This is a genomic window from Marinilactibacillus piezotolerans, assembly GCF_900114235.1.
GTDB classification, from domain to species: domain Bacteria; phylum Bacillota; class Bacilli; order Lactobacillales; family Carnobacteriaceae_A; genus Marinilactibacillus; species Marinilactibacillus piezotolerans.
Genome location: NZ_FOSJ01000056.1, coordinates 1 through 13,255, shown reverse-complemented (window position 1 = coordinate 13,255; position 13,255 = coordinate 1). Strand labels below are relative to the sequence as shown.

General features: G+C 34.0%; 15 protein-coding genes and 1 rRNA gene. 4 read left to right on the top strand and 12 right to left on the bottom strand.

What is annotated here, in order from left to right; translation table 11 throughout:
- The 5 genes from BM212_RS10520 to BM212_RS10500 form a co-directional block, all read right to left on the bottom strand.
- Positions 1-166: ribosomal RNA gene (locus BM212_RS10520) — 16S ribosomal RNA — on the bottom strand; the annotation flags it as partial.
- Between the two features lie 457 nt (positions 167-623).
- Positions 624-1,148 carry a GNAT family N-acetyltransferase gene (locus BM212_RS10515; protein WP_091898486.1) on the bottom strand — a complete coding sequence of 175 codons (525 nt, stop codon included), beginning with the start codon at positions 1,146-1,148 and terminating at the stop codon, positions 624-626.
- Positions 1,149-1,250: 102 nt separating this feature from the next.
- Entirely contained in the window at positions 1,251-2,600 is a 1,350-nt protein-coding gene (locus BM212_RS10510) for a glucose-6-phosphate isomerase (RefSeq protein ID WP_091898484.1), read from the bottom strand.
- Between the two features lie 106 nt (positions 2,601-2,706).
- Positions 2,707-3,099: a hypothetical protein gene (locus BM212_RS10505; protein ID WP_232226854.1), complete on the bottom strand. Its 393-nt coding sequence runs from the start codon at positions 3,097-3,099 to the stop codon at positions 2,707-2,709.
- A gap of 131 nt (positions 3,100-3,230) precedes the next feature.
- Positions 3,231-3,614, bottom strand: coding sequence for a CvfD/Ygs/GSP13 family RNA-binding post-transcriptional regulator (locus tag BM212_RS10500; protein ID WP_091898482.1), 384 nt, complete (start codon positions 3,612-3,614; stop codon positions 3,231-3,233).
- 181 nt (positions 3,615-3,795) lie between these two features.
- Between BM212_RS10500 and BM212_RS10495 the strand changes: the two genes are divergently transcribed.
- Complete coding sequence (locus BM212_RS10495) at positions 3,796-4,977, top strand: MalY/PatB family protein (protein ID WP_091898480.1); 1,182 nt, start codon at positions 3,796-3,798, stop codon at positions 4,975-4,977.
- A 38-nt stretch (positions 4,978-5,015) separates the two neighbouring features.
- Here BM212_RS10495 and BM212_RS10490 read toward each other — a convergent pair whose 3' ends face one another.
- On the bottom strand, positions 5,016-5,873 hold the full coding sequence (locus BM212_RS10490) for an ROK family protein (RefSeq protein WP_091898478.1): 858 nt from the start codon (positions 5,871-5,873) through the stop codon (positions 5,016-5,018).
- A 78-nt stretch (positions 5,874-5,951) separates the two neighbouring features.
- On the bottom strand, positions 5,952-6,542 hold the full coding sequence (locus tag BM212_RS10485; protein WP_091898476.1) for a peptidylprolyl isomerase: 591 nt from the start codon (positions 6,540-6,542) through the stop codon (positions 5,952-5,954).
- Positions 6,543-6,794: 252 nt separating this feature from the next.
- Here BM212_RS10485 and BM212_RS10480 point away from each other — a divergent pair, with 252 nt between their 5' ends.
- The 3 genes from BM212_RS10480 to BM212_RS10470 are packed head-to-tail and all read left to right on the top strand — an operon-like array spanning position 6,795 to position 8,875.
- A complete protein-coding gene (locus BM212_RS10480; protein WP_072694371.1) occupies positions 6,795-7,286 on the top strand; it encodes a divergent PAP2 family protein in 492 nt (163 codons plus the stop codon).
- A 40-nt stretch (positions 7,287-7,326) separates the two neighbouring features.
- On the top strand, positions 7,327-8,328 hold the full coding sequence (locus BM212_RS10475) for an NAD(P)/FAD-dependent oxidoreductase (protein ID WP_072694370.1): 1,002 nt from the start codon (positions 7,327-7,329) through the stop codon (positions 8,326-8,328).
- Between the two features lie 37 nt (positions 8,329-8,365).
- Positions 8,366-8,875, top strand: coding sequence for a phosphatidylglycerophosphatase A family protein (locus BM212_RS10470; RefSeq protein ID WP_072694369.1), 510 nt, complete (start codon positions 8,366-8,368; stop codon positions 8,873-8,875).
- Between the two features lie 305 nt (positions 8,876-9,180).
- Here BM212_RS10470 and BM212_RS10465 read toward each other — a convergent pair whose 3' ends face one another.
- The 5 genes from BM212_RS10465 to BM212_RS12960 all read right to left on the bottom strand — a co-directional run.
- Positions 9,181-9,813, bottom strand: a complete 633-nt coding sequence (locus tag BM212_RS10465; RefSeq protein ID WP_091898474.1) for a TIGR01906 family membrane protein — start codon at positions 9,811-9,813, stop codon at positions 9,181-9,183.
- A complete protein-coding gene (locus BM212_RS10460) occupies positions 9,810-10,592 on the bottom strand; it encodes a TIGR01457 family HAD-type hydrolase (RefSeq protein ID WP_091898472.1) in 783 nt (260 codons plus the stop codon). Before BM212_RS10460 ends, BM212_RS10465 begins: the two co-directional genes overlap by 4 nt.
- A gap of 51 nt (positions 10,593-10,643) precedes the next feature.
- A complete protein-coding gene (locus tag BM212_RS10455; protein WP_091898470.1) occupies positions 10,644-11,348 on the bottom strand; it encodes a YutD family protein in 705 nt (234 codons plus the stop codon).
- Between the two features lie 22 nt (positions 11,349-11,370).
- Positions 11,371-12,750 carry a bifunctional metallophosphatase/5'-nucleotidase gene (locus BM212_RS10450; RefSeq protein WP_091898468.1) on the bottom strand — a complete coding sequence of 460 codons (1,380 nt, stop codon included), beginning with the start codon at positions 12,748-12,750 and terminating at the stop codon, positions 11,371-11,373.
- Positions 12,751-13,029: 279 nt separating this feature from the next.
- Positions 13,030-13,255 (bottom strand): IS3 family transposase (locus BM212_RS12960; protein ID WP_143744943.1); only part of this gene is annotated, 226 nt, incomplete at its 5' end.

The window sequence follows — 13,255 nt, the reverse complement described above, 5'->3', positions numbered from 1 at the left end:
ATCCGTTTCCGAATGTTATCCCCCTCTTATGGGCAGGTTACCCACGTGTTACTCACCCGTTCGCCACTAATCCATTCTCTGCAAGCAGAGAATTTCATCGTTCGACTTGCATGTATTAGGCATACCGCCAGCGTTCGTCCTGAGCCAGGATCAAACTCTCGTTTTAAGTTTGAAAAGCTCATTATATTAATTGTGGATGAACCTTGTTCATCCGATAGTTGTCTTGATCCAATAAAGAATCGAAGACCCCTGCACATTTGGTTGTTTTTACTTTGTTCAGTTTTCAAAGATCTACTACTTTATAAGTCGTTGCCTTGTTTGTCAGCAACTTTTATATCATACCATGTTGTCGATTTGATGTCAACTGCTTTTTAAAAACTTTTTCGTAACAATATCCATCCAGCTCAACGTTGGAAGCGTTAACTTACTCGACTTGTAATAGTATATCATCTTGTGTGTAATTGTGTCAAGCACATTTTTTCATACTGCTTTTGACATCTATTCGTTACTCACAAGCGACAAGATATACTTTATCATGTTATCGAGGTCTGGTCAATAGAAATATTCTAAAAAATGATTGGTTTTTTCTTTTTAATCATGAAATCTCTATTTAAGTAGTTATTTTAAAGAGATTTTTCATATAAATTATAAAGGTTACTATTAAACTCGTTTGCCGTCTTTCCAGCTGCCTTTAACTGAAATCCGGCATTTTTGTATAGTTGATTCAAATATTGATTATCAGCTAAACAATCTAATCTCACTTTATTTTTATTGTTTTGCTTTGCAGTACTAAGAGCTGCATTAATCAATTGAATACCAACCTTTCTTCCATGCGCCCCTTTTGTCAATGCTACTCTATGTAAATAGCAGATATCATTGACTGGTTCTGTCCCCCATAAAATCTGATCCCATTGACTCTGATTTTCCCAAAGCACAAACATCCCAATTATTAGATCTTGTTGACTAACTAAGTAAACTTCTTCTTTTTCGATCGCCTTTTTAGTATTGTGAACATCTTCTCCGGATAACAAGTCATTCCATTGTGTAGAACCTTTTTCATTCAACCATTTCGCTGTATCCGTTAAAATCTCCATCACTTTTTGATACTCTTCTATCTGAGCTGTATTCACCACTATCTGTTTAGACATTTTGATTTCTCACCTTTCCAATATAAATATATATAGTAGAAAACCTCCGCAAGAAGTATTTTCCTGCTAGAGGTTTTTTACTATATAGTTAGTTAATTAATTCTAAAGACGATCATTTAATTCTTTAGCTAATTCCTCAAATCCTGGTTTTCCTAAAAGCGCGAACATGTTTTTCTTATACGCTTCAACGCCTGGTTGATCAAAAGGATTGACACTATTCAGATAACCTGAAATCGCTACAGATATTTCAAAGAAATAAAATAGATACCCAAGAGTATAAGCACTTGTATCAGGAATTGTTAAGACAAAATTTGGAACATTCCCATCAGTGTGTGCCAATAACGTACCTTGAAAAGCTTTAGTATTAACAAAATCAATTTCTTTCCCTTCTAAATAGCCTAGTCCATCTAAATCTTCTGAATCTGAAGGGATTTTTACTGTTTTAGTAGGATTATCAATTTTGATAACTGTTTCAAATAAATTACGTCTACCTTCTTGGATATATTGACCTAATGAGTGCAAATCAGTTGAAAAGTTTGCACTTGAAGGATAAATTCCACGTTGGTCTTTTCCTTCTGATTCGCCAAACAATTGTTTCCACCATTCAGAGAAATATTGTAGATTTGGTTCATAGTTAATCAATAGTTCTGTAGAATAACCTTTGCGGTACAAAACATTTCTTAATGCAGCATATTGGTAAGCTTCGTTTTCAGATAAATCTGCTTTAGTATAAAAACTTGCTGCATCTGCTGCACCTCTCATTAACTCGTCTAAGTTTCCGCCACTAACTGCAATTGGCAGTAACCCTACAGCTGTAAGTACAGAAAAACGTCCTCCAACGTCATCAGGGATAACAAAGGTTTCATATCCTTCTGCATCAGCAAGTGATTTTAATGCTCCTTTTTCTTTATCTGTTGTAGCAAAAATACGAGTTTTTGCTTCTTCTTCTCCATATTTTTCATTAAGTAGATTTTTAAATACACGAAAAGCAATTGCTGGTTCGGTAGTTGTTCCTGATTTAGAAATGACGTTTACAGAGAAATCTTTATCTCCTATCAATTCAATTAAATCAGCTAAATAAGTTGAACTGATACTATTTCCTGCAAAGAAAATTTGTGGAGTATCTCTTTTATCTGAACTTAATTCATTGTAGAACGAGTGATTAAGGAAATCGATTGCTGCCTTAGCACCCAAGTATGATCCACCTATTCCAATAACAATTAGGATTTCTGAATCAGATTTAATCTTTTGAGCTGCTTTTTTTATGCGGGCAAATTCATCTTTGTTATAAGCAGTAGGTAAATCAACCCATCCAAGAAAATCACTGCCTACTCCAGTACCATTTCTAAGCGTGTCGTCAGCTGTTGAAACTTGAGCTTGCATATTTCCCAGTTCTTCTTTTCCGATAAAACGATTTAGTACTTTTGAATAATCAAATGAAATGTGAGCCATTTGTGTTCTAACCTCCATGTTTTTGGTATCTTTCATTACTTATTTTAAATGATTTGTCCTACAAAAAACAAGAGGTAGGTAAAAAGATCTCCCTTGTTTTCATTTTTTAAATCAATAAAAACTGTGGAACTCCAGATATTTCCCAATCTTTTAAGGTTTTAGTAATTTTCTCTGAATGTTCCCAAGTAAGTTCACTATCTTCTGGTAACAACTCCATTGGACTTTTAATTTGTTCATCTTCATAGTTGAACACAAATAGCGGAACGCGGTGATTTGCTACTACTGCGTTCGTGAGCTCATTTAACTCAAGTTTTTCAACATCTAATAAGAGTACTTCTTTCATTCGATCAATAATACAAGCCAACCCGGTTTTCCTTGGCAAAACTTCTGTAGCAGGAAAAGAAAATCCTTCTGCTTCTTTTTTTACTAAAAATACAAATCTATCATCTTCATCTTTTACTAAAACTGTACATGCTACATAACGATTTTTTGCTATCAAATTTTACACCTCTCGTAGTCTTACCAGTCATTCATCAATCTGGATATTAAGAAGCTTCTACTATGAAAAGAGAATATCCAGCTATCTAAACAGTATACAGTTTTTAAAGTATTGGAACTTTTAAACTGCTATCAACTATGTTGTTCATTTTTTTCGATTTCTCGAAGTGCTTCGTCAATCCACACAGGAAGCTGTTTTCTGATCGATTCAAATTCAGTTCCAGTTCGACGTCCATACCTAGGATTCTTTTTTTTATTTGAAAACGGATGATATTTTGGTCTGTGAAGACCTCTCATTGAAAGACTAATTTTTTTACTATATTCATCAATATCCATGATGATGACATCCACTTCATCACCTATATTGACTATATCTTCTATTTCTTTTATAAATCCATGCTTTAATTCAGAAATATGAACAAGACCTTGTGTTTCATCATCTAATGCAACAAATACTCCATACGGTTGTATGCCTGTAACAATACCGCGCACACGATTTCCAATTTTATAATCCACGAAATCACCTCTCTGTCTGTCATGGAGTATTTTTTATTATTATCTAATTAATTATAGCATGAAACGTAGATGTAGGGAAACTAGGGTACTTTTTCAAATGATTAATGATAGATTTAAATCCTCTGTAGAAATTACTATTAAACAAGGATATAATGAAAAAAAGTAAAGGATGATGATATGTATGAGTCAAAATTTTGACGAAATAATCGACAGAAGTGGGACAAACAGTGTCAAATGGGATGCTAGAGAACAACTATTTGGATCTGCTACTGCTTTACCAATGTGGGTAGCTGATATGGATTTTAAAAATTCTGATCAAATAAGGAAAGCATTGCATGAATTGATTGATGATCAAATTCTAGGTTATGCTTTACCGTCTGATTCTTTATTCGAATCTATAATTCTCTGGCAAAAAGAAAGACATCAGATGAATATCAACAAGGAAAATATTTTATTCTCACCAGGAGTTGTAGGCGCAATCGCCGTTTGTGTTCAAGCTCTCACTTCTCCACATGATGGCGTGCTGATTCATGACCCTGTTTATACTCCTTTTTCTTCAGTTGTTCAATCAAATAATCGCAGAATATACCGTACACCCTTGATAATTGAAAATGGGCAATACAAAATGGATTATGACCATATTGAGAAGTCTTTCAAAGAACACTCTATCAAAATGTTTATTTTAAGTAATCCGCACAATCCCGGAGGACGTGTCTGGTCTAAGGAAGAACTAATCCAATTAATCGATCTTTGTATCCAATACGAAGTTATTTTAATCAGTGATGAAATCCACAGTGATCTAACTTACACTGACTCTACCATTTATTCTCCAATATCCTTAAAAGAAGAATATAAAAACTGGGTAGTAACTTTACACTCTGCCAGCAAAACATTTAACTTAGCAGGAGTTAAACTTGCTTTTTATATCGTCTGCAATGATGAATTGAAAGGAAAAATAGAAACCGTACAACACGAAACTGAACAAAACAGTATATCTACGTTTGGAATGGTTGCTACTGAAGCAGCATTTTCAAAAAGTATAGAATGGCATAAAGAACTTATGGAGTATTTGGAAGAAAATCGCAATTTAGTTATTGAGTTTTTTGACAAAGAGTTACCCGAAGTATTTTATATGAAACCAGAATCTACTTACCTTTTCTGGTTTGATGCTTCTAGTCTGCATATTGAAGGTGACAAACTGACAGAAACATTCATACAAAAAGGCGATATTGCTTTAAATGCAGGGATAGCTTATGGTAACTCTAGCCAGCAATTTATGCGCTTAAATTTCGCTTGTCCAAGATCTGTACTCAAAGAGGGACTACAAAGAGTCAAAAAAGTATTTGATTCAGTTAAAAATTAGTTAAAAAGTCACTTCCTGTTTTTGGAAGTGACTTTGTTTTAATCTAATTCATTTAACGCTAATATAAGACTGCCTGTAATTCCGGCATCGTCTCCTAAACCTGGAGAAACAATATATTCATCTAAATCAGGTGTATTAACGTAACCCTTCATTAAACTGTTAAACTCTTTCCTAATTAGCGGGAATAAATGCTGTTGTTTCATAACTCCTCCACCAAGAATAATTCGCTCAGGGCTTAAAATCAAAGTATAATTCATTAAAGCTTGTGCCAAATAATAAGCTTGTATTTCCCAAACATTTTGTTTGTTTGTTAAGTTTTGAGCTTTTTCACCATATCTTTTTTCAAGAGCGGGTCCAGAAGCTAACCCTTCTAAACAATTTTTGTGATAAGGACAAATACCTTCGAAGTCATCATCCGGATGCATCCTAACTAACACGTGTCCCATTTCTGGATGTCCAAACCCTTCAAGCGGCTCGCCATTCACTACAGCTCCTCCACCAATTCCAGTTCCAACTGTTAGATAAACACAGGATGATTTACCTTTTGCAGCACCTTTTTCTAGTTCTCCAAGAGCTGCTGCATTTACATCAGTTGTCCATCCTATTGGTATATTATATCTATTTTTCATTTGCCCTAAAAAGTCAGTGTTCTTCCATGCTGTTTTAGGAGTAGTAGTGATGTAGCCATAAGTACTTGAGGCTTTGTTTACATCAATCGGTCCAAAAGAACCAATACCCATTGCTTCTAATTCATACTGATCAAAAAAAGAAAATACTTTCTCCAAAGTTTCTTCTGGCGTTGTTGTCGGAATTGAAACACGATCCTGAATTTCTAATGAACGATTGCTAACAGCGCATACAAATTTTGTACCGCCAGCTTCGATTGCTCCTAACATTTAACCACCCCTTATATAAATTTTATGTAGAGAAATAAGGTAGAGCTGACTTACGCTCTACCTATTCTGTTAATCTGATTATCTGTGAACTTCAATTGTTTCAATTACTACATCTTCGTTTGGTTTATCCATAGCATTACGCTCGACATTTTGAATCGTTTCAGCTACTTCATAGCCATCTATAACATGGCCAAATACCGTATGTTTCTGATCCAGCCAAGGGGTACCCCCATTTTGTTTATACGCATTAATGATTTCTTCAGGAAATCCTGCTTGTTCAAGTTGTGAAACCATTTGTTCAGGAAGTTCTGACATTGTGACGATGAAAAATTGACTAGAGTTGGTTCCTGGTCCAGCATTGGCCATAGATAAAGCTCCGTTTAAATTGAATAATTCTGGTGAAAATTCATCTTCAAAATTTCCTCCCCAAAGGCTCTCTCCTCCCATTCCACTTCCTGTAGGATCTCCTCCTTGGATCATGAAATTCGGAATTACCCGGTGAAAAATAACCCCATCATAATAGCCTTTTTCAGCTAGTCCAGTAAAATTTTCTACTGTTTTGGGTGCGTGCTCTGGAAACAGCTGCACTGTAATATCTCCCTTGTTGGTTTTAATCGTTGCTGTTAGGGTATCTTCATTCTTTTCTGCTAGTTGTGGAAACTGACTCATTTTATAAATTCCTCCTTTTGATATCATAAACATTTTACCTTAGATCGATCCCGTTTCCAACCTCTTTCTACATAAACAAGTTCGATCAATCATTTTCCGATTTTAAAATCCAACTCTTTTTGTCTCCATATAATTCAACAGGATTTATCTGCCAAAGATATTCAATTCCTGTTAAAAGTTTTCCATTAATAATTTTATTTTTCGTGTTATGATTAGTATTAGAAACGCATCACTTAAAAAGGAAGATTGTTTATGCCATTTTTCAGTAATTACCCTTTAATCGCTGCTCTCTGTGCAATTATCATTACTCAATTTATTAAAGTTCCTGTCGCATTTATATTAGGTCGCCCTACTTCATTAGCATTGATTACTTCTACTGGTGGTATGCCCAGTTCCCATTCAGCTGGTGTTACTGCCTTAATTACTGCTTTGACCATTGAAGAGGGAGTTGCTTCCCCTTTAGTTGCTATTGCCGCAACATTTGGAGTAATTGTTATTTTCGATTCAATGGGTGTCAGAAGACAAAGTGGTGAACATGGTATTTTAATTAATGAGCTGATTGCCGATTTAGAAAATATTCGAAAAACAATTGTTACTATCGGACAAGAAGGAACCAAAAACGTTAAAGAATTAATCGAAGACGATAGACATTCAAAAGAATTTCTTGGTCATAAACCAATTGAAGTATTTTTTGGTATTTTATCTGGAATTCTGATTTCTTTCCTAATTCATATTGCCTACTAGTAAATTTATTAAATGTATTTAGTTTAATGGAGGATTTAAATTGGTTAACGAAAATGAAATATATGACATCACTATAATTGGTGGTGGTCCTGTGGGAATGTTCTCAGCATTCTACTCAGGTATGAGAAATGCTAAAACAAAATTGATTGAAACTTTACCCGTCTTAGGTGGACAAGTCGCTCTGTTGTATCCAGATAAAAAAATTTATGATATTGGTGGACATGCGGCAGTTACAGGAAAAGAATTGATCAAAGAACTAACAGCTCAAATGGATCTCTTTGATCAGCAGATTTGTCTTGAAGAACAAGTAGAAGAAATCATCAAACGGGATGACGATATTTTTGAACTAAGAACGGCTAAAGGTAAACACTATTCTAAGACAGTTATTGTAACCACAGGACAAGGTGCATTCAAACCTAGAAAATTAACTGTGGAAAATGCTGAATTATATGAGGAACAATCCTTACAGTATATTGTAAATAACCTTGAACAATATAAAGACAAAACTGTTGCAGTTTGTGGCGGAGGTGATTCTGCCGTTGATTGGGCATTAACACTAGAACCAATCGCTAATAAAGTTTATCTGATTCACCGTAGAGATAAATTCAGAGCACATGAAGCTTCAGTAGAACAAGTTAAAAATTCATCGATTGAACTAATGACACCTTATATTCCTTATAAGTTGAATGGAACAAACGAAGAGCTTCAGTCTGTTACTTTCAAGAAATCAAAGGGAGATGAAACAAAAACAATTGATCTTGATTTCTTTGTTGTCAACTACGGCTTCAGTTCCTCGATAGGCCCGCTTAGGAATTGGAATATTGAATTAGATAGAAATGAAATTATAGTCAATCACAAAATGGAAACTTCTGTTGAAGGAATTTATGCTGCTGGCGATGTTAGTACTTATGATGGTAAAATTAAATTGATTGCTACAGGTTTTGGAGAAGCTCCTACTGCAGTCAATCATGCCATTCATTACATTCGTCCAAAAGAACATGCTCAACCTTATCAAAGTACTAAATTATCGTTTGACAAGTAATTCTGAAACAGAAAAAAATATCAAGGAGGACTTAAACATGGTACAATCTAGCTCAAAATTGCATAAAGTAGCACTGGAACGCTTAAAAGAACGAGGCGTGTCTCTAGAAGAAATAGCAGAATTAGTTTATGACCTTCAAAAACCATATATAACAGATATTTCTATGGAAATCTGCTTGGAAAATGTTCGGTCAGTGATCAAGAAAAGAGAAGTTCAAAATACGATTCTTACAGGGATTGAGTTGGACGTCTTGTGCGAACAAGGTAAACTCTCCAGCCCACTTCAGGAAATCATTCAAGAAGATGAGGGATTATATGGAATAGATGAGATTTTAGCCTTATCGATCGTCAATGTATATGGATCTATCGGATTCACTAATTATGGCTTCTTAGACAAAACTAAACCCAAATTAATTGCAAAACTTGACGATCACCAAAATAAAGACCAGACACACACTTTCTTGGATGATATCGTTGGAGCAATTGCTGCAGCAGCTGCCAGTCGTTTAGCACATGATGATCCAGGCATATCAGATATAATGAAATAATTAAAACTCAAATGATATAATGAATCATTTAAGAAGAAAGAGAATGGATTAATCGCTCCATTCTCTTTCTTTATATATGCTGCTTTTACGCAATTCGATATAGACCAAGAGAGTACATTAAAAATAAATGTAAGATAGTTCGTCCTATTTACTTTCAAAAAGCCTCTCCCCATAAACCGATATATATTATTTCTTTCTATTTGCTTTTCCATAAAAAAAAACAATCTTAAATAATATCTCATTTTCTTTAAGATATTAAGAAGATTATTTTTTTGACTAAAATTTTATTTTATTTAAATTTTTACCTACCCTTTATTAAATGCACATTTTTTACTTATCTGGTATCCGAGTACGAAAGAAGTTTCAATTAATACGAAAAATAAAATAAAACAGTACATAAAAAAGTCCTGTGGTAACGCATTAATAATCGGGTCTGTTGCAGGGTTAAACAGCCAAGCATCATTATTGAAAAAGATTTGATGAAACGAGACAAACATTCTATCAAAATTAACTGCTAAAAACAGCAATAATACTGGTGGCATCAAAGAAGCAATAAAAAATGGCTTAATCAGAACCCAGATTCTTCTGGCTCTTTTTACAAATTTTAAATAAAACAGTGTAGAGATAAGACTGATGAATAACACACTATAATTGAGATAAAAAAGTAACTTCACTTCATAAAAATGTAGCAATCCACTTTCAGAACTTGTAAAATCAGGCAGCTTCAATTCCTGAATCCACGGAAAATGCAAGTACTGTAAAAGCACATAGTAATTATCCATTAACTTATCATAAGTCAATCCAAGTACTTCTGGGATGTTCTGGGTTTGTATAGTAAATTGGTATAAAGGTACAAACCAGATTGTAACAGCAATCGACAGTGTTATAATCAACAAAAAGATGCTGACAATTCCTAAGACATCTTTCACTCTAGTCATAGATCAATTCTCCAGTCAGCCAACGTTTGAATTGCATAAGTGGGTTGCTCAATAACTGTTTTCATATCTTCTTCCTTTGTAAAACCAGTATATACAAGTAATGTATCCACTTCATTATTGATTCCAGCAAGAATATCCGTCTCGTAGTTATCCCCCACCATCAATACTTCATTTTTTTTGAATCCAATCCGCTTTATAGCTTCATCCATAATGATAGCTTCGGGTTTCCCCACAAAGGTCGGTACAATTCTAGTGGCCTTTTCTATTAAAGCCACTACAGACCCGGCACCAGGTACCATTCCACGTTCTGTTGGTAAATTTGTATCTTTGTTGGTTGCTACAAAAGTTGCGCCTTTTTGAATGGCCAATGTGGCTTTTTCACATTTTTCATAAGTGAGTGCACGATCTAGTCCTACCACTACGTGATCAGGATTTTCTTCATCAATTTTAAAACCAGCATTCAAAACTGCTTCTAACAATCCTTTTTCTCCTACAACATAAACCGATTTACCACTCAATGTCTTGAGATAGTCTGCAGTCGCCAGCGAACTCGTATAAACTTCTTCTTCATAAGCTTCAACGTTAAATTGTTCATTCAATTTCTTGGCTACTTCTCTGGGACTGCTAGTAGAATTATTAGTTACGAATAAAAATGGCTTTTCTGCCTTTCTCAACTGATTGATAAAACCCGGTGCTTCTGATATCGGTTCATTCCCCTTATACATTGTCCCATCTAAATCAATTAAATACCCTTTATAATCTTTAATCTTATCTTCCATACACTAGCCTTTCTAATCTGTAATGTTGGTTTTATTTATTTTTACTTAGAGCTATTCTGGTTTATTTCTTTGGCGTATTTTAAATTTAGTTTCGCCTTTTTGATTTTTTACAGTTTTGACTTTATTTTCTTCAGTTTGTGAAGTAGTTTTTTTATCTATATTTTCTTGAGGTTTTCTTCCTATTTTTGTGAAAGATTTCTTATTTTGAACATTATTTAATTTTTTATTTTCTGGCTTGCTCTTTTCTTCTCGTTTTTTTGCTTGATCAAATTTGCGTAAATTTTTCTGCTTTTTATTTTGAGTATTTTTTTTATTCTGGGTTGGTTTACTTTTACGCTTAGAAGGACTAGTCTGTTTTTTCTTAGGTTCTAATCGTTCCAGCACAAAATAAGCACAACCAAAACTGCAATATTCAGTCAAATAGTCTTTCAAACTAGAAATTCTCATATCAATCGGTACTTTTTTATTTTTCGAGTAGTAAAAACCTCTTAATCTCAGTTTATCATAAGATATGTCTCCGACGATATAATCATATTTTTCAAGAAAATCCGTATATCTTGCTTCAATCATCTCAAAATCAATTGCTTCTCTATATTCTTCAACAATTTTGTAAGCAGCACCATTCAAGGAAAGTGTTTCGTGATCAAGTTTTTTGACTAACTTATTGTCTTCAACAATATCCAGATCCAGCATGTCGCTGGAAATTTCTGGTTTACTTTGTACTTCTTTGTTTTCTTCTTTTAATGTGTCGCTCATAAGACCCCTTCTTTTTGTCTTTCTATTTTATCGGATATATTTTTTGTAAATAATTTCCTATAACTACTCTTAAGAAATGTGGAAACAATACTTGATAATCAGATTCTTCACCAATTGTAGGGAAAAATGGAACAAATAAATAGTGATCTACTGAAGCAATGGTATAGTTATCTTCTTCTCTGATCGGCTTTCCATTAAATCTGATTTCTTGATTATCAGTTACTTGAATACCTTTATAACAAAGTTTACCAAAGATTTTGCCTCTGAAACCTAATCCTTTTATCGGTAGTGGTTCCAGTCTCGCTCTCTGAGATTCCATGGATTTAATCAGTTTTTTTAACTGTTTACCAGTTACTGTATACTTTAATAAGCGCATAGGATGAGGTAAGGCTCTGTGAAGATCATCATTTGTTACACTGCCTTGTATGATTGGTTGAAGGAATAGACCAGAATTTAAAATAGCAGCATCTGTTTCTGCATAATCGCATAACGCTTCAAGACCTATATTCACAAAATTAGTACACTGTTTCCAGTCTGCTTCCAGAGTCTCAGGTATAACAGCAATTTTTTGTTTCTGTAATAGTTCATGTCCTAGCTGAGCATACTGATGTACAAGTATATTTTCGTCTTTAACAGATTTTACTGTTTTTTTAACATCAATTACTTCTGCAGTAGTTTTTATTATTTTCTGATTCTCTATTTCCAAACTTATATGTCCAATATATTCTCCAAATTTTCCTGCACCTGCCAAAAGTGAGTCATTTACGTATTCTCCTTCGGGCAATAAATGGTGAGTATGTGCTCCTATTATAACATTTAATTCACTAAATTTTTCTGCAATTTTTCTATCGTAGTCAATTCCAAGATGACTTAGTAAAATCCAGTTGTCAACAATCCCATCATATTGTTCTAAGATTCTTTCGATTGTCTTAAAAGGATCCTCTACGTCCCATCCTAAAGGTCCATAACTTACCGCTAACGGAATTGTGCATGCAAATACTCCTAATTTTGATCCGGATTTCGTTTTATAAATTTTAATAGGCAGAGCCCATTCAGGTATTAAATTTGTCTCTTTATCGGTCAAGTTTGACAATATCACTTTAAAATCAGCATCATTATATAGATGATTTAACTGATACTTAGTACTACCAATTCCCTCATTATTTCCAATAGTAACGGCATCGTAGTGAGCATCATTCAATAGCCTTATAATCGCTTGACCATTTGTAGCTTCCGTGAGCGGATGAACTCTATCGCAGGCATCTCCAATATCAAAAATCAGTACTTCTTCTTTTTGATTCTCATGAAAAGAACGAACACTTCTCAAAAACTTCGCAGTTCGTGGCCAATTCATCAAATGTGAATGTATATCGTTTGTATGGTATATCGAGATTTTTTCCAAACCATAACCCTCCGCTTATTTGCTTTGAACCATGTATGTTTAATTTTGAAAATGTTATTGACTCTAACATTACTCTATCATAGTTCTGTATGCAATTCTTCTTTTAAACATAAGATATAATCTAATTATATCTATTAAATTTTAGTTGTATTAATTATACTCTGTAAAAACGAGCTGCCTATGCCTATATAGTATACAATCTCAAAACCATGGTATGTCAACACTTTTTTGAACAAAAATTATAAGGTGTAAAAGATGTTTGAGTTTACTTCAACCTCTTTAACTGAATGTAAGGCTAGTTTTGACCGGCTGATGGACAACGGACTTGCAGACTTTAATTTCAACCTGTTCCTGTTCCCAACTTTTTCGATAATCGATAGGAGATTCATAGTTTAATGATCCATGTGGGCGAAAATGATTCCACCAATAGACGTAGTCCATAAGTTGAACTTGCAGTTCATAGAGTGTATGGAATGTGTTGTCATAGACAAATTCAAACTTAAAT